The sequence below is a fragment of the Martelella mediterranea genome, from assembly GCF_021021415.1.
In the GTDB taxonomy this organism is placed as follows: domain Bacteria; phylum Pseudomonadota; class Alphaproteobacteria; order Rhizobiales; family Rhizobiaceae; genus Martelella; species Martelella mediterranea_C.
This window is the reverse complement of record NZ_JAINWJ010000004.1, coordinates 174,231-194,754: the sequence shown is the minus strand read 5'-3', so window position 1 is coordinate 194,754 and position 20,524 is coordinate 174,231. Positions and strand designations below refer to the sequence as shown.

19 protein-coding genes are annotated in these 20,524 nt (G+C 64.2%); 11 read left to right on the top strand and 8 right to left on the bottom strand.

What is annotated here, in order from left to right:
• Positions 1–243 precede the first annotated feature (243 nt).
• The 6 genes from K7H91_RS02690 (at position 244) to cydX (ending at position 7,322) form a co-directional block, all read left to right on the top strand.
• Complete coding sequence (locus K7H91_RS02690; protein ID WP_230718663.1) at positions 244–819, top strand: GbsR/MarR family transcriptional regulator; 576 nt, start codon at positions 244–246, stop codon at positions 817–819.
• Positions 819–2,609, top strand: coding sequence for a thiol reductant ABC exporter subunit CydD (cydD, locus tag K7H91_RS02685; protein WP_230718776.1), 1,791 nt, complete (start codon positions 819–821; stop codon positions 2,607–2,609). The genes K7H91_RS02690 and cydD overlap by 1 nt, the downstream gene beginning before the upstream one ends.
• Positions 2,606–4,306, top strand: coding sequence for a thiol reductant ABC exporter subunit CydC (gene cydC, locus K7H91_RS02680; protein WP_230718661.1), 1,701 nt, complete (start codon positions 2,606–2,608; stop codon positions 4,304–4,306). The genes cydD and cydC overlap by 4 nt, the downstream gene beginning before the upstream one ends.
• Positions 4,307–4,390: 84 nt before the next feature.
• On the top strand, positions 4,391–5,983 hold the full coding sequence (locus K7H91_RS02675; RefSeq protein WP_018065133.1) for a cytochrome ubiquinol oxidase subunit I: 1,593 nt from the start codon (positions 4,391–4,393) through the stop codon (positions 5,981–5,983).
• A gap of 6 nt (positions 5,984–5,989) precedes the next feature.
• Positions 5,990–7,144, top strand: a complete 1,155-nt coding sequence (gene cydB / locus K7H91_RS02670; RefSeq protein ID WP_230718659.1) for a cytochrome d ubiquinol oxidase subunit II — start codon at positions 5,990–5,992, stop codon at positions 7,142–7,144.
• Positions 7,145–7,196: 52 nt separating this feature from the next.
• Complete coding sequence (gene cydX / locus K7H91_RS02665; protein ID WP_018065131.1) at positions 7,197–7,322, top strand: cytochrome bd-I oxidase subunit CydX; 126 nt, start codon at positions 7,197–7,199, stop codon at positions 7,320–7,322.
• A gap of 289 nt (positions 7,323–7,611) precedes the next feature.
• On the opposite strand, the gene K7H91_RS02660 is transcribed toward cydX, so the two are convergent.
• Positions 7,612–9,267 (bottom strand): histidine--tRNA ligase, encoded by a 1,656-nt coding sequence (locus tag K7H91_RS02660; RefSeq protein ID WP_230718657.1) that lies wholly within the window; start codon positions 9,265–9,267, stop codon positions 7,612–7,614.
• Positions 9,268–9,386: 119 nt separating this feature from the next.
• On the opposite strand from K7H91_RS02660, the gene K7H91_RS02655 reads away from it, so the two are divergent.
• Positions 9,387–9,845, top strand: a complete 459-nt coding sequence (locus tag K7H91_RS02655) for a GyrI-like domain-containing protein (RefSeq protein ID WP_230718656.1) — start codon at positions 9,387–9,389, stop codon at positions 9,843–9,845.
• On the opposite strand, the gene K7H91_RS02650 is transcribed toward K7H91_RS02655, so the two are convergent.
• A complete protein-coding gene (locus K7H91_RS02650) occupies positions 9,791–10,726 on the bottom strand; it encodes a LysR family transcriptional regulator (protein ID WP_230718775.1) in 936 nt (311 codons plus the stop codon). The genes K7H91_RS02655 and K7H91_RS02650 overlap by 55 nt on opposite strands.
• Positions 10,727–10,828: 102 nt before the next feature.
• Here K7H91_RS02650 and K7H91_RS02645 point away from each other — a divergent pair, with 102 nt between their 5' ends.
• Positions 10,829–11,872 carry a YeiH family protein gene (locus K7H91_RS02645; RefSeq protein WP_230718655.1) on the top strand — a complete coding sequence of 348 codons (1,044 nt, stop codon included), beginning with the start codon at positions 10,829–10,831 and terminating at the stop codon, positions 11,870–11,872.
• Here K7H91_RS02645 and K7H91_RS02640 read toward each other — a convergent pair whose 3' ends face one another.
• Positions 11,873–12,514, bottom strand: a complete 642-nt coding sequence (locus K7H91_RS02640) for a DNA-3-methyladenine glycosylase I (protein ID WP_419197437.1) — start codon at positions 12,512–12,514, stop codon at positions 11,873–11,875.
• Positions 12,515–12,688: 174 nt separating this feature from the next.
• On the opposite strand from K7H91_RS02640, the gene K7H91_RS02635 reads away from it, so the two are divergent.
• Complete coding sequence (locus K7H91_RS02635; RefSeq protein WP_230718651.1) at positions 12,689–13,354, top strand: outer membrane protein; 666 nt, start codon at positions 12,689–12,691, stop codon at positions 13,352–13,354.
• A gap of 5 nt (positions 13,355–13,359) precedes the next feature.
• On the opposite strand, the gene K7H91_RS02630 is transcribed toward K7H91_RS02635, so the two are convergent.
• Complete coding sequence (locus K7H91_RS02630; protein ID WP_230718649.1) at positions 13,360–14,592, bottom strand: bactofilin family protein; 1,233 nt, start codon at positions 14,590–14,592, stop codon at positions 13,360–13,362.
• Positions 14,593–14,680: 88 nt separating this feature from the next.
• On the bottom strand, positions 14,681–15,571 hold the full coding sequence (locus K7H91_RS02625) for a LysR substrate-binding domain-containing protein (protein ID WP_230718647.1): 891 nt from the start codon (positions 15,569–15,571) through the stop codon (positions 14,681–14,683).
• Positions 15,572–15,663: 92 nt separating this feature from the next.
• Here K7H91_RS02625 and katA point away from each other — a divergent pair, with 92 nt between their 5' ends.
• Positions 15,664–17,160, top strand: a complete 1,497-nt coding sequence (gene katA / locus K7H91_RS02620) for a catalase KatA (RefSeq protein ID WP_230718645.1) — start codon at positions 15,664–15,666, stop codon at positions 17,158–17,160.
• Between the two features lie 55 nt (positions 17,161–17,215).
• On the opposite strand, the gene K7H91_RS02615 is transcribed toward katA, so the two are convergent.
• Entirely contained in the window at positions 17,216–18,127 is a 912-nt protein-coding gene (locus K7H91_RS02615; RefSeq protein WP_230718643.1) for an AraC family transcriptional regulator, read from the bottom strand.
• A 167-nt stretch (positions 18,128–18,294) separates the two neighbouring features.
• Between K7H91_RS02615 and K7H91_RS02610 the strand changes: the two genes are divergently transcribed.
• Positions 18,295–19,065: an SDR family oxidoreductase gene (locus tag K7H91_RS02610; protein WP_230718642.1), complete on the top strand. Its 771-nt coding sequence runs from the start codon at positions 18,295–18,297 to the stop codon at positions 19,063–19,065.
• A 15-nt stretch (positions 19,066–19,080) separates the two neighbouring features.
• Here the strand turns inward: K7H91_RS02610 and K7H91_RS02605 are convergent, their stop codons facing one another.
• Together K7H91_RS02605 and K7H91_RS02600 are read right to left on the bottom strand one after the other, a co-directional pair.
• A complete protein-coding gene (locus K7H91_RS02605; RefSeq protein ID WP_419197436.1) occupies positions 19,081–19,440 on the bottom strand; it encodes an ArsR/SmtB family transcription factor in 360 nt (119 codons plus the stop codon).
• Positions 19,437–20,435 carry a cation diffusion facilitator family transporter gene (locus tag K7H91_RS02600; RefSeq protein ID WP_230718640.1) on the bottom strand — a complete coding sequence of 333 codons (999 nt, stop codon included), beginning with the start codon at positions 20,433–20,435 and terminating at the stop codon, positions 19,437–19,439. Before K7H91_RS02600 ends, K7H91_RS02605 begins: the two co-directional genes overlap by 4 nt.
• Positions 20,436–20,524 lie beyond the last annotated feature (89 nt).

The following is a 20,524-nucleotide window of genomic DNA, read 5'->3' as shown; positions in this document are numbered from 1 at the left end:
CTCACCGGCGTCCCCTTCTCCCCATGGGGAGAAGGTGGCCGAAGGCCGGATGAGGGTATGGGCCTCGCGACACTGAAGGCCTCGCGGCTGACACACCCGCTTCACCCACATGACATAAATCAATTTCAGACCGCTCCCATTCGGTTACACCGGTAGCAAGAGATCGGCGGCTTGCTTTCCGTCAAGTATCGGTATACATAATTTTCAGAAATTTCTGAAAATTCAGATAGAGCAGGAATATCGATGCCATTGTCGCCGATCGTGCAGGATTTCGTGGCCCATTTCGGGGAAATGGGAAGCCGCTGGGGCATCAACCGTTCGGTGGGGCAGATTTACGCCCTGCTTTATGCCACCCGCGAACCGCTCTGCGCCGACGACATGGTGGAGGCGCTGAAGATGTCGCGCTCGAACGTGGCCATAGGGCTGAAGGAATTGCAGGGCTGGGGGCTGGTTCTGCTGCGCCACAAGCCGGGCGACCGGCGGGATTATTTCACCACGCCGGAGGATGTCTGGGCGATCCTGAGGACGCTCGCCGAAGAGCGCAAGAAGCGCGAGATCGATCCGACGCTGACCATGCTGCGCGAGGTACTGATGCGCGAACCGGAGAACGACGAAGAGCGCTATGCGCAGGAAAGACTGGGCGAAATGCACGCGCTGATTGAAAAACTTTCCGACTGGTACGATGATGTGAAGGTGATGGAGACCGATCGGCTTCTGATGCTTCTCGGCATGGGCTCGGCCGTCACCAAACTGCTGGAAACGGCAGACAGGCTCCCCGGCTTCGGCCGGAAGGGCGCAAAAGACAGCAAGGCTTCATGATGGACGCGCTTGTCGAAAAAAACAGGGCCGAAGACGCCACTCCCGCGCGGAGCGCCACTCAGAGCGATGGCCGGGCCGCGTTACAGCGAGGCGCAGCGCCGGGCGCTGCCCGCCAGAAATCGCGCGCGCCGAAAACCCGGGCGCTGAAACTTGCCGCATGGCTTTCCACCCTTGCCGAGCTAATGTGGCTGCCGCAGGCGGCCTGCCTTGCCTATGGCATCGGCCAGGTGGCCGCAGGCAATGGCGTCGCCGCGATCTGGCCGCTGGCCGCCGCCGTGCTGGCGCTCGGCCTTGCCAAGGCGGTGCTGGAGCGGGCGGGCAACCACATGGCCTATCGCGAGGCCCGCAAGATCCTCTCGCAAAAACGCGCGGTCGCGGTCGCGGCGCTCGCGCGCCGGTCGCCGCTCGATACCGGCCGGGCCGCCTCGGGCGAGGCCGCCAGCATTCTCGCCGAGCAGGCCGAGCATATCGTGCCCTATCTCGCCCGCTTCCAGACCGCCCGTTTCAAGGCCAGCGTCGTACCGCTCGCCATTCTGGCGGTGGTGGTTCCCTATTCCTGGATCGCGGCGCTGGTGCTGCTCATCGCCGCCCCGCTGATCCCGATCTTCATGGCGCTGATCGGCTGGAGCGCGCAATCGGCGAGCGAAAAGCACCTCGCCGACATGGGCACGCTCAACGCCTTCCTGCTCGACCGGCTGCGCGGGTTGCAGACCATCCGCTCCTTCGATGCCGTCGAACAGGTCTCGCGCCGGCTGAGACTGCGGGCCGAAAACCTGCGCCGCCGCACCATGGCGGTGTTGAAGATCGCCTTCCTGACGTCCGCCGTGCTGGAGCTGTTTTCGGCCCTCGGCGTCGCCATGGCCGCGGCCTATATCGGCTTTCATCTTCTGGGCCAGATCGGCTTCGGCGCCTGGGGCGGCAAGCTAACGCTCTCGGAAGGCCTGTTCATCCTGCTGCTGGCGCCGGCCTTCTTCGATCCTCTCAGGATGCTGTCGTCGGTCTGGCACGACCGCGCGGCCGGCGAGGCCGCGCTTTCCGCGCTCGACGGCCTTGCCGAGGAAGGCCTTGCCATGGTCGGCGGCGAAACGGCCGATGCCGCTCCGGCCACGACCCGCCCGGCAAGCGTGGAGCTGCGCGACCTCGGCTTCGTCCACCAGGGCTCGAAAGACCCGGTCTTCGATGGCTTCGATCTGACCGTCAGACCGGGAGAGCATGTCGCGCTGCTCGGCCCCTCGGGCAGCGGCAAGTCGACGCTGCTTGCGCTCATCGCAGGGCTGGCCGAGGCCCGCCACGGTCGCATCGTCATCGATGACCTGACGCTTGCCGACGACACCGCCGACAGGCTGCGCCAGAAGATCGCCTGGATCGGTCAGGACCCGCACCTTTTCGCCGGTTCGATCGCCTCAAATATCCGCCTTACCCGCGAGGATATCGGCCGCGACGATATCGCCGCGGCGCTGAAGCTTTCCGCGCTCGACACCGTCGCCGAGGCCCATGGCAACGCCATGATCGGCGAAAACGGCGCCGGGCTTTCCGGCGGCGAGGGCCTCCGGCTGACGCTGGCGCGCGCCGCCGCGACCCGGGGCGCAGGCCTCATCCTCGCCGACGAGCCAACCGCCCATCTCGATCACCACACCGCCGCCGAAATCACCGAGGCGCTGCTGACGCTTGCCGCCGGCCGCACGCTGATCGTGGCGACCCACGATCCGGTACTGGCCGCGCGGATGGACCGCGTCGTGCACCTTGCAGAGGATTTCAGGGCCGAGAGCTTCAGGGAGAACGGGCTATGAGAACACGAGGCTTTGCGGCCCTTGGCCCGATCATCCGCCTGTTCTGGCGCGAGCGGCGCGGCGGGCTTGTCGCGGGTGCGGCGCTCTCCGCCTTTACCGTGCTTGCCGGCATCGCGCTTCTGGGCGTCTCCGGCTGGTTCGTAACGGCAACCGCGATTGCAGGGCTGAGCATGGCGACAGCGCTCGCCTTTGATGTCTTCGCCCCGTCGGCCGCGATCCGCTTTCTCGCCCTTTCGCGCACCGCCGGGCGCTATTTCGAACGGCTGCAGACCCATGATGCGACGCTGCGGGTGCTGGCGGGCCTGCGGGTCAACCTGTTCCGGGGCTTTGCGGCGCCGGGTGCTGCCCGCGCGCTGGCGCTCCGCCCCGCGCGCCTGCTGTTCCGCCTGACGGCCGATGTCGACGCGCTCGATTCGCTTTATCTGCGGGTGCTGGTGCCGGGCGCTGTCGCAGTCATCGCCGGGCTCGCCGCCATCATCGCGCTCGGCATTCTGTCGTGGCCGCTGGCGCTGGCCGTTGGCGCGGCAATCGTGCTGCCGGGCCTTGCGCTTCCGGCGCTGGCCGCGCGCGCGGCCGAAAAGCCCGCTCGCCGCCGGGCGCATGCGCAGGAGGCCTTGCGCGCCCGCGCCGTGGACATGGTTGCCGGCCAGAGCGAACTGGCGCTTGCCGGCCGGCTCGATGCCCAGCGCGGAAGGGTGGAAAACGCCGACAGCAGGGAATATGCCGCCGATCTGGCGCTGAACCGAATCGACAGCAATACCGGTTTCGGCTTCGACATGGTGACCGCCCTGATCCTCGCCGGCGTGCTGCTTGCCGGCGCCGCCCTTGCCGAGGCCGGGCAGATCACCGCGCCGCTTGCAGCCCTGGCACTCCTCATCGCCTTTGCGGCACTTGAGCCGTTCGCGGCGCTCAGGCGCGGGGCGATGGAGCTTGGCCGCACGCTGCTGGCCGCCCGCAGGCTGTCGCCCCGGCTGGAAGCGGAACCCACCGCAAGTGCCGCCCATGCCGCGCCGGATGCCGGCATCGCAGTGGCGTTCGACAATGTCCGCCTGCGCTATCCCGGACGCGGTGGTGCGGCCCTTTCCGGGCTGACGCTGACGATTGCCGAGGGCGAAAGGGTGGCGCTGATCGGCGCGAGCGGAGCCGGAAAATCCTCGATCATGGCGCTGATCGCAGGCGAAGTCACGCCCGACGCCGGCACCATCGCCGCCCTGCCGGCCACGCTGTTGACCCAGCGCACCGAGCTGTTCCAGGATACGCTGCGCGCCAATCTGAAGCTCGCCTTCCCCGCCGCTGGCGACGAACGTCTGATGGAGGCGCTCGACGCCGCCGGCCTCGGCGACACCGTGCGCGGCCTGCCCCACGGTCTCGACACCGAGCTCGGCGAACAGGGCCTCGGGCTTTCGGGCGGCCAGGCCCGGCGGCTGGCGCTTGCCCGGCTGGTGCTGCGCGATACGCCGGTATGGCTGCTCGACGAGCCGAGCGAGGGTCTCGATGGCAAGACAGCGCGCGACGTCATGACAAAGATCAAAGCGCGCGCCGGAAAACACCGTAGTTTGCTGATCGCGACCCATATCCGCCGGGAGGCAGAAATTGCCGATCGACTGATCATGATCAATTCGGGGCGGATCGTTTCCGCCTACAGAAGAGGCGAGCCCGGCTTTGCCGGAGCGCTTGCCGCACTGAGACCGGACTGAAACCCGGCCTCCAACAATAATGCGGCTGCCGGTCAAACGGCAGTCGATGAAACTGAGACCCGGTTTGAACGCGGGAGAGACGCAATGGAACTGGACATCGTGGCGCTATCGCGCCTGCAATTCGCTATGACGGCGCTATATCACTTTCTGTTTGTGCCGTTGACGCTGGGCCTTTCCATGATCGTTGCGATCATGGAAACGACCTACGTCATGACCGGCCGCAAGATATGGCGGCAAATGACAAAATTCTGGGGCGTGCTGTTCGGCATCAACTTTGCCATCGGCGTTTCCACCGGCATCGTGATGGAATTCCAGTTCGGCATGAACTGGAGCTATTACAGCCACTATGTCGGCGACATCTTCGGCGCGCCTCTGGCGATCGAGGGGCTGATGGCCTTCTTCCTGGAAGCCACCTTCGTCGGCCTGTTCTTCTTCGGCTGGGATCGCATGTCGCGGGTCGCCCACCTGATCATCACCTGGTGCGTCGCCATCGGCTCGAACCTGTCGGCGCTGTGGATCCTGATCGCCAATGGCTGGATGCAGAACCCGGTCGGTTCGGCTTTCAATCCGGTCACGATGCGCATGGAAGTCACCAACTTCTTCGAGGTTCTGACCAACCCGGTCGCGCAGGCGAAGTTCGTGCATACGGTTTCGGCCGGCTATGTCACGGCCTCGGTGTTCGTGCTCGGCGTCGGCGCATGGTATGTGCTGAAGGGCCGCCATGTTGAGCTTGCCAAGCGCTCGATGACGGTTGCCTGTTCCTTCGGCCTTGCCGCCGCCCTTTCGGTGGTCGTGCTGGGCGATGAAAGCGGGTATCTGACGACCGAACACCAGAAGATGAAGCTCGCCGCGATCGAATCCATGTGGGAAACGGAGCCGGCGCCTGCCTCGTTCACGCTGTTCGGTATTCCCGACACGGAAAACCGCGAGACCCATTACGCGGTGAAGATCCCGTGGGTCATGGGTCTGATCGGCACCCGCTCGCTCGATACCCCGATCGAGGGCATCAACGAGCTGGTCGAAAACGGCAAGACCAAGATCGAAAACGGCATCCAGGCCTATACCGCGTTGCAGAACATGCGCGCGAATATGGGCACCGGCACGCCGGACCCGGCCGACCAGGCGATCATGGAGGAATACGGCAACGACCTCGGTTACGCCTATCTTCTGAAGCCGTTCGTGGATGATCCGGCAGACGCAACGCCCGCCCAGATCGAACAGGCCGCAAACAGCCTCGTTCCCCCGGTCGGTCCGCTGTTCTGGTCGTTCCGCATCATGGTCGGCGCCGGCTTCCTGTTCATCGCCGTCATGGGTGTGTTCTTCTACCTGTCGACCCGTCGCAGGTTGGACAGCCATCGCTGGCTGCTGCACCTCGCGGTCTGGATCATTCCGCTGCCGTGGATTGCCGCCGAATGCGGCTGGATCGTCGCGGAACTCGGCCGTCAGCCGTGGATCATCGAGGGCATCCTGCCGACGGCGCTAGCCGTCTCGAGCCTCGGCGCAAGCACGGTGCTGCTCACCATCATCGGCTTTGTCGGAATCTATACGGTGCTGTTCATCGTCGAAATGGGCCTGATGCTCGCCGCGATCCGCAAGGGACCGCAGCCGGACAACGGACCCGACATGCCGGTTCTCGGCGCTCGCCGGGTTCAGGGCACCATGGCACCTGCGGAGTAAAACATCATGGTATTACACGATCTTATCTCTTACGAAGTCCTCCGCGTCATCTGGTGGTTGCTGCTCGGCGTTCTGCTGATCGGCTTCGCCGTGATGGACGGTTTCGATCTCGGAACCGCCACCCTGCTTCCCTTCGTCGCCAAGAACGACACCGAACGCCGCGTCGTGGTCAACACGGTCGGCCCGGTCTGGGAAGGCAACCAGGTGTGGCTCATCCTCGGTGGCGGCGCGATCTTCGCGGCGTGGCCGGCGATCTACGCCGTATCGTTCTCGGGCTTTTATCTGGCGATGTTCGCGATCCTGTTCGCGCTCATCCTGCGCCCGGTCGGCTTCAAGTATCGCTCCAAGCGCGAAAGCGCCACCTGGCGCAATACCTGGGACTGGCTGCTGTTCATCGGCGGCTTCGTGCCGACGCTGATCTTCGGCGTGGCGCTCGGCAACGTGCTGCAGGGCGTTCCCTTCCGGCTCGATAACGACCTTCGCATTTTCTATGACGGTTCGTTCTTCGGCCTGCTGAACCCCTACGCGCTGCTGACCGGTCTGGTCTGCGTCGCCATGCTGGTCATGCACGGCGCGGCTTACCTGACGACCAAGACGGAAGGTCCGGTCAACGACCGCGCCCGCGGCTTCGGTTCGATCTCGGCGGTCGCCCTGATCGTGCTGTTCGCGCTCGCCGGCGTCTGGCTCTATTACGGCATTGACGGCTACGCCTTCACCGGCGCCGTCAATGCGGCCGGCCCGTCGAACCCGCTGATGAACGATGTTGCCCGCTCGCAGGGCGCATGGTTCGTCAATTACGGCCGTTATCCGTGGATGATGCTGGCGCCCGCGCTCGGCTTCCTCGGCGCGATCGGCGCGTTCATCGGGCTCCGCGGCAACCGGCCGGCGCTTGCCATGCTGTCGTCGTCGGCTTCGGTCTTCGGCGTGGTGGCGACCCCCGGCGTTGCGATGTTCCCGTTCATCCTGCCGTCGTCGGAACAGCCCGGCGCCAGCCTGACGGCATGGGATTCATCGTCGAGCCATCTGACGCTGTTCATCATGCTGGTCTGCGCGCTGATCTTCGTGCCGCTGATCCTCGCCTACACCTCGTGGGTCTACCACATCATGTGGGGCAAGGTGACCGACGCGGACGTCACCAACTCGGACAAGCACGCCTACTGAGAAAAGCCGGCGGGCCCAACGGCCCGCCCCCCTTTCACGAAAGGAGAATTCTATGTGGTACTTCGCCTGGATCCTCGGTCTGCCGCTTGCAGCGCTCTTCGCGGTGCTGAACGCCATGTGGTACGAACTGATGGACGACCGCGCCCGCGAGCGCGAGAACAAGGGCAGCGGCATCTGAACCGCTTCGCCTGAGGATTAAGGACGGCTCGCAGCGATGCGGGCCGTTTTTTTGTTTTTGGATGAATCTCGTCAACCACCAAACGATCTCCCCCCTTGAGGGGGAGATGCCCCGACAGGGGCAGAGAGGGGTGAACCCTCTCCGAGAGCACAAAGTATGCGGCTTTTAGGGCTCACGCCCTTTACCCCTCTCTGTCGCGTTCGCGACATCTCCCCCTCAAGGGGGGAGATTATGGGCTGCGGCGCTTCTACCCATCACAAAGGCCGCGGAAAACTGAAAGGCTTGCCCCTCAGCCCCCGCGCTTCCGATCTTCGGCCTGCGCTTCCAGCATCGCCCGGACCTCCGCGACGAGATCGTCCTCCGGCACGGTCTTTTGCGCCACGCGGGCCTCGCGCCATTCGGCGTTGTCCTCGATCTCGCCGGAGAGCCGCTTACCCTCGATCAGATCCTTGATCTGGACCACGCCCTCGGCCCGCTCGTCGCCGCCCTGGATGACCGCGATCGGGCAGCCGCGGCGGTCGGCATATTTGAGCTGGTTGCCGAATTTCTTCCAGTTGCCCTGATACATCTCGGCGCGGATGCCGGCCTTGCGCAATTCCTGCGTCATCTTCTGATAACGCCCCATGGCCTCGGCATCGCCATCCATGACGGTGACCAGCACCGGTTCGATCACCTCGGACGCGCCGAGCTTGCCGAGATTCTTCAGCGCCGTCATCAACCGCGACACGCCGATGGAAAAGCCCGTCGCCGGCACCGGCTGGCCCATGAACCGCGACACCAGCCCATCATACCGCCCGCCGCCGCCGACCGAGCCAAACACGACCTTTTCACCCTTTTCATTGGTGACATCGAAGGTGAGTTCGGCTTCGTAGACAGGACCGGTGTAGTATTCGAGGCCACGGACGACTGAAGGGTCGATTTTGATGCGGTTTGGCTCGTATCCGGCCGCATCGAATACTCTGTGCATAGCCAAAAGCTCACCAATGCCCGCGAAGCCTACACTAGCATCAGCCTCCGGATCAGCTAGAGCTGTCGAAACCGCGATGGTCCAAGAGACACTCTCGTCCGCAAACTCACCTTCCGGGAACACTGGTCGTCCATCAACAAGAAACTTGGAAACATATTGCGTCCATGTTTCTTTAAAAGAAATGACCTCTTCACCGAGCTGCACCTTCAGTGGCTCATCTGCAGCACTCAAGAATTTCGGCGTTTCAAACAGCCGCAATAGAAGAGAAGCAGTTGCCTCCGACAACCCCGCGCCTTTGGTGAAGTCACCGCTTTCATCTTTTCGCCCAGTCGTCAGGAGCAACATAACGCCCTCCCGGCCAAACTTGTCGAATTTATCAAGCGCACGAAGCACATCGAGGTTCTTTTCCGCAGCAACGCCGCGAGCTCGAAGAACCCCATCCAGCACCTTGCGGTTATTCACCCGGATCACATAATCCCCGCGCGCAATGCCGAGCGCTTCCATCGTATCCGCCATCATCATGCACATTTCGGCATCGGTCTGGACGCCCGGCGCGCCGACGACGTCGGCGTCGAACTGCATGAACTGGCGGAAGCGGCCGGGGCCGGGCTTTTCGTTGCGGAACACGTAGCCGGCGCGATAGGTGCGGTAGGGAAGCTGGATGTCGTTGAAGTTTTCGGCGACATGGCGGGCGAGCGGCGCGGTCAGGTCGTAGCGCAGGCTCATCCACTGGTCGTCATCGTCCTGGAGCGAGAACACGCCCTCGTTCGGGCGGTCGCTGTCCGGCAGGAATTTGCCCAGCGCATCGGTATACTCGAACATCGGCGTTTCCACCGGATCGAAGCCGTAATTCTCGTAGACCGCCTTGATCTTCGCCACCATTTCCTCGGTCGCGCGGATATCGGCGGCGGAGCGGTCGCCAAAGCCGCGCGGCAGGCGGGCCTTCAGCTTCTGCGGTTTCTTCTTCTTGTCGCTCATGGTTGACCTATCCGGAACACAGCTTCATTTTCCGGGCCCTGATTAACGGATCGCCGGAAGTCCGGCAAGCGCCAAGGCGGTCGCCGGCCAAGCGGCGGCGGCGAAAAGGAGGACTGATCGTGATCGAAACCGTATCCCTGCCAGAACTCGTCTGCGTCGGCCTGACGGTCTCAGGCACATGGCAGGAATTGCCGAAAGCGGTACCCGCCGGTTGGCAGAGGCTGTTCGCCGCCGCCCCGGAGGCCGTGAATTTTCTGGAGGTCTCCCGCAGGCAGGAAGATGGCACCTATGCCGAGTTTCTCGGTTTTCTGGCCGCCGGCAAAACCGAGATACCGGACGGCCTGGAACGCCATGTGGTTGCGCCCGGACGCTATCTTCGCCTTCGCCATGACGGGCCGCTTGCGGACATTGCCGGGGGCTTCGCGCGCCTGCACGCCCATGCCGAAGCGGCGGGCATGACGGCCGGTGCCCTGAAACTCGATTTCGGCTACCGACGCGGCCTGCCCGATACGCCGCACGAGCTTTATCTGGAGATCGCGCCGGAACCGCTGGCCCTTGGCGGCAGCGCATCGGGCTGAGCCTCGATGCTGAAGGCCACCAGCGCGGCCGCCGCCTTGCTCAGATGCCGCTCCTTGTGGCTTAGAAGTTGGAACGCGCGCGAGGGGAGATCGAAGGCGACACGCTTCAACCCGCCCGACGCCAGCCATGGCGCGGCGACCGCGCCGGAAACCGCCGTCGCCGCCCGGCCGGAACGCACCGCCGAAAGCACTGCCTCGTTGGAGGGCAGCACCATCACCACATCGAGATCGGAAGCCGCTATGCCGAAGCCGGCCATCGCATGCTCGAACTCGAAGCGCGTGCCGGACCCCTCCTCGCGCAGCACGAAGCCGGTCGATGCGACCAGTTCCGCCGCCGTCACCGCCCGGCCATCGGCCAGCGGATGGCCGGGACCGACCACCACCATCAGCGCGTCATCGGTCAGGTGCCGTTTTCTCAGCCGCGGATTGTCGAGCGTGCCCTCGATATAGCCGAGCTCCGCCTCGCCCTTGGCCACCGCATCGGCCACCGTGGTGGTGTTGCCGATGGCGAGCCTCAGTTCGATGCCGGGATAGCGCGCATGGAACCGCATCAGCACTTCCGGCAGCCAGTAGCTGGCGATCGTCTGGCTGGCATAGACCGAAAGCTGCCCGCGCTCCAGCCCGCCGAGTTCGCCCAGCACCTGCTCGGCGGAACGGATGCGGGCGAGCGCCGCCCGTGCCTCCTCCAGAAACACCCGGCCCTCGGCCGTCAGCACCAGCCCACGGCCGACGCGGTCGAACAGCGCCACCTGATAAAAGTCCTCGAGCTTGCGCAGCGCGCTCGACACCGCCGACGGCGTCAGGCGCAGCGCCTCGGCCGCCCGGGTCAGGTGTTCGCGCTCGGCCACGGCCACGAACACGACGAGTTGTTCCACGGTCATCATGGAAAAACATTCTCCAAAATCGAACGAAACGTCAATTATTATTCGATGGAATACGACATTTAAGAAGACCATCTATTGCGCAAACGAGGAAAGACCCGAATGCGCATTGCCGTTGCCCACAATCCCGACCGCTCCTGGACCGCGCCGATCATGTCGCTTGCGCCGGGCATCATCCTGTCCTGTCTGGTGGCGCTCGCCGCCTTCGGGCTGGAGGCGGTGGAGGTGCGGCTTTCCGGCCATCGCTTCATCGAAAACCTGGTGCTGGCGATCCTCATCGGCACGCTGATCCGCTCGCTCGTGTCGCTGTCGGAAGTGTTCAAGCCGGGCATCCGCTTCTGCGAGAAATTCATCCTCGAAGTCGCGATCGTGCTGCTCGGCGCGTCGATCAGCGTTCAAGCGCTGAAGGCGGCCGGGCCAGCGCTGGTGCTCGGCATTATCGGCACGGTGGTGGTCGCGATCGCGGTTTCCTACGGCATCGGCCGCGCGCTCGGGCTCAACAAGAAGCTCGCCACGCTGGTGGCCTGCGGCAACTCGATCTGCGGCAATTCCGCGATTGCGGCTGCCGCCCCGGTGATCGACGCGGAACCGCGCGACATCGCCTCGGCGATCGCCTTCACCGCCGTGCTCGGCGTGATCATGGTGCTGGCGCTGCCGCTGGCGCTGGTCAGCCTCGGCATGAGCGGCGCGCAGTACGGCGTGCTGTCCGGACTCACCGTCTATGCCGTGCCGCAGGTTCTGGCCGCGGCGCAGCCCGGCGGCGTGATCGCGGTGCAGACCGGCACGCTGGTGAAGCTGATCCGGGTGATGATGCTGGGTCCGGTGCTGTTCGCGCTCGGCATGACCATGCGCTCGGGATCGGGCGGCGCCAAGGTGAAGCTCAGGCATATCGCGCCCTGGTTCATCATCGGCTTCGCGCTGATGATGGCGCTGCGCTCGGCCGGCGCGTTTCCCGAAGAATTCATCGAGCCGCTCGCCCACACCTCCAACGCGCTCACCGTGCTCGCCATGGCCGCGCTCGGGCTCTCAGTCGATATCCGCTCGCTCGGCCGCGCCGGCGGCCGGGTTGTCGCCACCGCCGTGCTTTCGATCGCGGCGTTGACGGCGATCGCGCTCGCCCTGATCTTCGCGCTGCAGATCAGCTGATCAGGACGCTGAGGGCCGCTTCAGCGCGGCCCGCAGCCGCTCCACCTCATCGCGGCAGCAGCAGCCCTCAAGATGGTCGTTAACCAGCCCCATCGCCTGCATGAAGGCATAGACGGTGGTGGGGCCGACGAATTTCCAGCCGCGCTTCTTCAGATCCTTCGAAATCTTTACGGAAATGGGCGTGGTGGGGTTTGCCCTCAGCGTCTCAAGATCGACAACCGCCGGCCGGTCCTCCGGTCCCGGCTCATGCGCCCAGAAATAGGCGGCCAGCGAACCGAACTCGGCCTCCATCTCGATGGCGCGGGCGGCATTGTTGATCGCCGCCTCGATCTTGCCGCGATGGCGGATAATGCCGGCATCGGCCAGCAGCCGCTCGACATCTGATTGATCGTAATGCGCAACCTTGTGAAAGTCGAAACCGTCGAAGCCGGCGCGGAAATTCTCGCGCTTGCGCAGGATGGTCAGCCATGAAAGCCCCGACTGGAAGCCTTCCAGGCAGAGCTTCTCGAACAGCCGGAAATCATCGGTGACCGGCCGGCCCCATTCCTCATCGTGATATCTGAGATAATCCGGCAGATTGCCATGCCAGAAACAGCGGTCCCTGCCGTCATCGCCGGTTATCAACCCCGCCGTTTCGCTCACAGTCGCCTCCTGATTCTCAATGGAACAAAAAGGAAACATGTTTTCAACGGAACAGCAAGGGCCGAGATCTCGGGCCAACATAAAACGCCGCTGTCGCGGGTGTGATGATTCATGAAGCCTTAACTAATTTATACTTTATTTATCGTTAATATTACGCCGCATCCGAGTGTCTCCATGCTTCGCCTCACCTCCTCAGCGGGCCTGCTCCTGCTTGCCGCGTCATTTGCCGCTTCTGCCGATCGCGCGTCTGCCGAAACCGCCTTCTCCGTCTATGGCGGCTATCAGACCGCGCCGCATTCATCGGTCGAGATCAATGGCGCTGACGCTTTCACCGCCGGCTGGGAAGGCCGGTCGTTCAACTGGCCGGCCTATTGGGGCGCGCGCGCAACCTACTGGCTCGACAGCTACAAGCAGCCCAATCTCGGCATCGCGCTGGATTTCAGCCATGCCAAGGTCTATGCCGATGATGCGACGCTCGGCAAATCGGGCTGGAGCCATTTCGAATTCACCGACGGGCTCAATCTGCTGACGCTGAACGCGCTCTACCGCTTTCCGATAAAAGACAGCAAGTGGACGCCCTATGTCGGCCTCGGGGCCGGCATCAACGTGCCACATGTCGAGGTCACCCGGCCATCCGGCCGCACCTATGGCTATCAGTTCGGCGGCCCGACCGTGCAGGCCCAGGCCGGCGTTGCCTACAGTTTCGCCAAGAACTGGGACGCCTTCGTCGAATACAAGGCCAACTATTCCTGGGTCGACGTCAAGATCGACAGCGGCGACCGGATGAAGACAGGCATCCTCACCAATGCCGTGAATGTCGGCGTCAGCTTCCGGTTCTGACGATCCTATGCCCGAGGCGGCTCGTCCGGCGGGTTGGTCGGATCGGTCATCGCGGCGGCGGGCGGGTGCGGCGGCGGGGTTTCGATGACGTCGGCCTTCCGGCGCTCGCGCCGCGCCAGCATGCCGTGGCCGCAGAGCGCCGCCATGGCGCCGAAGCCCAGGAGCACGACGACGATGTTCGCAATCCAGCCGAAGAACGGCAGGTAGTGCAGCAGCGACATCAGCACCAGCCCGCCGGCAATCGCCAGAAGACGGTTGACGAGGCTGGGCTTCAGCGGCTTGATGCTGGTGACCAGCCACCATGACAGGGCATAGACCGCCAGCAGATAGGCAAAGGTCCAGCCAACCACGGTTGCCAGAATGATGAACGGGATCAGCGGAATGGCGATGATCGTCATCAGCGCCAGCGGCACCGCGCCGAACAGCGTCGAAAGCGCAACGAAGCCGTAGCCGAGCGAGGCGAAAGGCCGGGTGATCAGCCGCGTCCGGGCCGCCTCCGTGCGCTGCGGGGCCAGCACCAGGAACACCGTCGCCAGCGCCAGCATGAAGACCAGCATGGAAATGAAGCTCGCGACCACGGTCGTGTCGGAGACGATCTCGGTCTCCTCCTCATCCTCCGGCGCCGCCTCGTGCGTCAGCTTGCGGAACGTCACCTTGTCGGCGGCAATCACCGATTCCGGAATGGCGACCTCGTCCGGCGCATAATAGGTCAGCATGCCGCCGATCGTGGCGTCCGGACCGAAGGCGATATCATCGCCCATGATCCTGACATCGCCGGAAACCGCCGCGTTCAGCATCAGATCGCCGCTGCCGACCAAGAGGCTGCCCGCGATCGGCGCGTTGATCGCCACCGAGCCGCCCGCCAGCCGTGCGTTGCCGCTGACGGCCGCATCCGGGCCGACCTCGATATCCGCGCCGGCGGCTGAAAGATCGCCGGCGACCGTGCCGTCGATCCGAACGGAAAAGCCGGCCGCATAGAGATCGCCGTTCACGCTCGCGTTGGAGCGCACCCTGGCGCCCGCCAACAGCGCATCGCGTCCGACCGCGCCATCAAGCCGCGCGGTGAAACCGGAGACGAAGGCGCTGCGCGGGCTGTCCTGGTTCAGCACGGTCGTCGTGCCGCTGGCATAGGTATCGCCGCCGAAGACCATGATCTTGTCGTCGTCCGCCATGGCCGCCGCGCTGCCAAGCGTCAGAACCGCAAATGCCGTCGCCAGAATGCGTGTTAATCCGTTCATGACCAAAGCCCCTCTCGCCCGTCAGCCGGTATTCTTCGCTGCCGACACTATCCCGCGTGTGACGCCATTCGTAAAGGCCCAATACGCCTCAGCCCGCGCGGCAGGCAAGCACCGCCGCCGCCAGAGCCTCCATGCTATCGCGCCGCCTGTCGGAACGCCGCCAGCAGAGCCCGATCCGTCGTGCCGGCTGAGGCTCGGCAAAGGGCAGGATGGTCAGCGGCGTGCGCGCGGTCTCCGCCGCGACCGCCATTTCCGGGATCAGCGTCATCCCCATGTCGTTGGCCACCATCTGCAGCAGCGTGGTCATCGACGTCGCCCCGACATTGACGATGGCGCGTTTTGGCTTCTGCTCGCAGAGCGCCAGCGCCTGGTCGCGCAGGCAATGGCCCTCCTCCAGCAAAAGCAGACGATCGGCTTCGAGATCCGCCTGGGTCAGCGGCGAGGCCAGCACGGTCTCATAATTGCGCGCGACCGCCATGAAGAACCGGTCGGCGAAAAGGTCCATTGTCTCAACGCCGTCGCGCTCGATCGGCAGCGCCGCCACCACCGCATCGAGCGTCCCCTCCTCCAGATGGTCGAGAAGCTGGTCGGTGACGGCCTCCTTCAGCGCGACCTCCGCATCCGGGTAGTGACGCTTCAGATAGGGCACGAGTTTCGGGATCAGGTAGGGGGCGACGGTTGGGATGAGGCCGATCGCCACCGGCCCCGAAAGCGGCCCCGTGGCCGGTCGGGCGGCGTGTTCCAGCGCCGCCATGGCGGACAGCACGCGTGCCGCATGGGCCAGCACCCGCTCGCCCTCGCGCGTCAGCAGCACCTGTTTGCGGGTGCGTTCGAACAGCGCCACGCCAAGCGTCGCCTCCATATCCATGATCTGGGCCGAAAGCGCCGGCTGACTGATATGCACTGCCTCCGCCGCCCGTCCGAAATGGCGCTCGCGCGCCAGCGCCTCGAAATAGCGCAATTGCTTGAGTGTAATCATGATAGGAAAAACCTATCGTATTTGCAGGAAATCGCAATTGGAAACTATCACTTGTTCGTGAGACCATGCCTGCAGATACAATGGAGGAAACCATGGCAGATAAACCGACCCTCACAACCACCGCCGGCGCCGCCGTGCCCGACAACCAGAATTCGATCACCGCCGGCCCGCGCGGCGGGGTGATGATCCAGGATTACCAGCTGATCGAAAAGCTCGCCCACCAGAACCGCGAGCGCATTCCCGAACGCGTGGTCCATGCCAAGGGCTGGGGCGCGTTCGGCACGCTGAAAATCACCGGCGATATCTCGAAATACACCAAGGCCAAGTGTCTGCAGCCGGGCGCGGAAACGCCGATGCTCGCCCGCTTCTCCACCGTTGCCGGCGAACTGGGCGCGGCCGACGCCGAACGCGACGTGCGCGGCTTCGCCCTGAAATTCTACACCGAGGACGGCAATTGGGATCTCGTCGGCAACAACACGCCGGTGTTCTTCGTCCGCGATCCCTACAAGTTCCCGGATTTCATCCACACCCAGAAGCGCCATCCACGCACCAATCTGCGCTCGCCGAAGGCGATGTGGGACTTCTGGTCGCTATCGCCGGAAAGCCTGCACCAGGTCACGATCCTGATGTCCGACCGCGGCATCCCGGTCGATCCGACCTTCATGAACGGCTACGGCTCGCACACCTATTCGCTCTGGAACGATGCCGGCGAGCGCTTCTGGGTCAAGTTCCACTTCAAGACCGAACAGGGCCACAAGCACTACACCAATGACGAGGCGGAAACGCTGATCGGCAAGAGCCGCGAAACCTATCAGGAAGCGCTGTTCGAAAAGGTCGAGAACGGCGATTATCCGCGCTGGAAGGTGCAGGTGCAGATCATGCCAGAAAGCGATACCGGCAAGACGCCCTACAATCCCTTCGACCTCACCAAGGTCTGGCCGCATGGCGACTATCCGCCAATCGATATCGGTGTGATGGAACTGAACCGCAATGCCGACAATTACTTCGCCGAAATCGAGCAGGCGGCGTTCTCGCCCTCCAACATAGTGCCCGGCATTTCGCATTCGCCGGACAAGATGCTGCAGGCCCGCATCTTCTCCTATGCCGATGCCCACCGCTACCGCCTCGGCACCCATTACGAGGCGCTGCCGGTCAACGCGCCGAAATGTCCGGTCCATCACTACCACAAGGATGGCCAGATGAATTTCTTCGGCCAGAAGACCGGCGCGACGGACGCCTATTACGAGCCCAACAGCATGGGCGGCGCGGTCGAGGACAATTCGGCGATGGAGCCGCCGCTCGCCATCGAAGGCGCGATGGCGCGCTACAATCACCGCGAGGGCAATGACGACTTCTCGCAGCCCCGGGCCCTGTTCGAACTCTTCGACGATGGCCAGAAATCGCGCCTGTTCGACAATGTGGCGGCCGCCATGGGCGGCGTGCCGGGCGAGATCATCGAACGCCAGCTCGCGCTGTTCAAGCAAGTCCACCCGGACTACGAGGCCGGCGTTCGCGCCGCGTTGAAGGAAGCCCACGGTTACGAGGCCAACGCGATCTCGACGCCGGGCACGCCGGACGCGGCTGAATAAGGCTGTTTCGCTCGCGATCATGTCGAAGGCCGGCGCCTCGCGCGCCGGCCTTTCGCTATTCCGCCGCCTTGATCTCCGCCCGCGCGAAATGGGCGGGGGCGAGGCCGGTGTGGCGGGTGAAGGCGAGACTGAAAGCACTTGAGGAGCCGTAGCCCACGCGTTCGGCGATGGCGGCTACCGGCATCTGCCCATGCTTGAGCAGGTCCTTTGCGAGGATCATCCGCCAGCGGTAGAGATATTCCATCGGCGGCATGCCCATGGTGCGGCTGAAACGGGCGAAGAAGGATGAGCGCGAAAGGGCCGCCAGATCGGCAAGCTGGGTGACCGTCCAGGCGCGGGCGGGTTCGCGATGCATCGCCCGGATCGGCTCGGCGAGCCTCTGGTCGGCGAGACCGCGCAGCAGGCCGGGCGCGGAATCGGAAGCCGCCGTTGACCTCAACGCCTCGATAAACAGCACTTCCAGCAACCGTTCGAGCACAACATCGCGCGCCGCGCGTCTCGACAGCGTTTCGTCGCGCACCAGCCTGGCGAGCGATGCAAGCCGCTCGTCGCGGCGCACGACCACGGTTTCCGGCAACAGCGAGACCAGCAGCGCCGCATCCGGCGACCCGAAGACGCAATGGCCGACGAGATACTGGCAGTCGGGAGGCCCCTCGGTCCGTCCAACCCTGAGCGCGCCATTACCGAGATGAACCGGCGTGGTCACGATCCCGGCTTCCGGCCTCTCGGTGGCGCTGGTGGTGGTGAAGCCGAAAGAGGACGGCACCAGCACGAAATCGCCCTGGGCGAGCGTTACCTCTTCCCTTCCGTCCGCCCGGAACCGGATCGCGCCCTCCAGCACCAGGGCATAGAACACCTGGCCGGTCTGTTCCCGGCGAATGCGCCACGGACCGGCGCCCGTGACCCATTTGGAATAGGGCGCGCGCGGCTGCAGGAATGAGACGATATCGGCAAGCGGATCTGTCAAAACAGGACTTTCAATGATGTGAACGCGATGATCCATTATGGTGCGTCCGGATGCCCCTGTCTATATTGGCATTGTCGGCACGGCGTTTCGTGTCTGTCGTTTTCACCCATTCAGTTCAGCGGGCAGCAGGCCCCTTCGTGTCTGCCGTGCCGTGCAAAGGAGTTTCCATGAAAACCGTTCTCATCACCGGCTGCTCGTCCGGCTTCGGCCTTGAAACCGCGAAAACCTTTCTGGATCATGGCTTCAGGGTCATCGCCACGATGCGCAAACCGGACGCCAGCCTGTTTCCCGCATCCGAAAACCTCAAACTGCTGCCGCTCGACGTGACCGATCCCAACAGCATCGCCTCCGTCGTGGAGGCCGCTGGCCCGGTCGACATTCTCGTCAACAATGCCGGCGTCGGCTGGCTCAATGCGCTCGAGGGCTCGCCGGTCGACGTCATCCGCAAGGTTTTCGAGACCAATACGATCGGCGTGATGGCGCTGACCCAGGCCTTCCTGCCGCAGTTTCGCGCGCGCCGCGCCGGCATGATCGTCAACGTCACCTCGACGGTGACGCTCAGCCCGCTTCGTCTCCTGTCGGTCTATACGGCCAGCAAGGCGGCGATCAACGCATTCAGCGAATGCCTGGCGCTTGAACTCGCGCCCTTCGACATCGGCGTCCGCCTCGTGCTGCCGGGTCGCGCGCCCGCAACCGATTTCGGCAAGAACGCGGCTTCGCTTTCGCCCGATGGCATGCGCATTCCGGAAACCTACAAGGAGATCGCCGACGCGGTTTTCGCTGAATGGGCTGCGGCCCCGGCGGATCTGGTGACCCGGCCGCAGGATGTCGCCGACGCCGTCTATCGCGCGGCGACCGACCCCTCGACCCCGATGCGTAGTCCGGCCGGCGCGGATGCCGAGGCTCTGATGGCTGAAAACCGGCCGGCACTCGCTTGACCGGACGCAACGCGTTCACGGGTCGGCATCATCCATCGCGTCATGCTCTCTGGCATGGGCGATCATGTCGGAGACGATGTGTTCGATGTGGTGATCGGCAGCCTCGTAATACATCTGCCGCGCCTTTCGGGTGCGCCGCACCAGCCGGGCGCCCCGCAACAGGCGCAAATGGTGGCTGACGAGCGAGGGCGAGGCCTCCACCTTGCGCGCGATATCGCCGACCGCCACCGGCTCGCTTAGGCAGGCGAGCAGGATCTTGAGGCGGGTGGGGTCGCCGAGAAGCTTGAAGGTCTCGGCGGCCACGGCAATCTGCGCCTGCCTGTCGGCGAGCATCTCCTCGAAATGCACCGGATCATCGTCCGGACAGACGCTCATGCCGGGGCCTCCAGCGGGCAATCCGCCGGATGCTGCCCCCAATTGATCTCGATCGTCGCGTGGCGGATATCGTAGCGCCTTGCCAGCACCGCCTTGACGCGATCGGCGACGGTTGCGGCATCGCCATCCTGCGCAAGGCTGACTTCTAGGGTCGCCGCCGGCCGGCCCGAGGTGATCGACCAGACGTGGACATGGGCGACATCGCTGACGTCGGTTACTTCGTTCAGCACGTAGCGGCGCAATTCCTCGATCTCGATATTGCTCGGCGTTCCCTCCATCAGGATCTGCGCCGCGCTGCGCAGGAGCGCCCAGGCGGCCCGCAGAATAAGAACGGACATCAGCACCGACAGGATCGGGTCGGCCGGCGTCCAGTTGGTGTAATAGATGATCACGGCGGCGGTAATCGCGCCGACGGACCCCAGCAGGTCGCCGACGACATGCAGCAGCGCGCCCTTTATCGTGACGTGGTCGCGGTCGCCCCGCATCAACAGCAGGAACACGCCGATATTGACGAACAGCCCCAGTATGGCGACGACCAGCATCGGCCCCGCCAACACCGGTTCCGGCGTGATCAGGCGTTCGACCGCCTCATAGGCGATCCAGATGGTAAGCAGGAACAGCGCCAGCGCATTGACGAAGCCGGCCAGCACCTCGGAGCGCATATAGCCGAAGGTGCGTTTTTCATCGCCGCCCCGGCGCCCGAACCGGAACGAGGCCCAGGCAAGCCCGAGCGCAGCGGTATCCGTCAGCATATGCCCGGCATCGGCGATCAGCGCCAGAGACCCCGACAGCCAGCCGCCGACAAATTCAGCCACCATGAAACCGGCCGTCAGGCACAGACCGATCAGCACCACGCGCTCATTGTTGCGCGAAACGGTCGGCGCGTGGCTGTGATGTCCGTCGCCATGGCTATGCGCGTGGCCGTGGTGGCCGTCATGGTCGTGTTGGTGCTCGTCTTGCTTGCCTGGCTCGCCGTTCTTGGCACCATCAATCATTTTCAAAGCTCCATCTCTAAATATGAATATATAAATATACATTCATACATCAGGTCAAGATGAAAATTGGCGGCTTATGATCGCGAGCG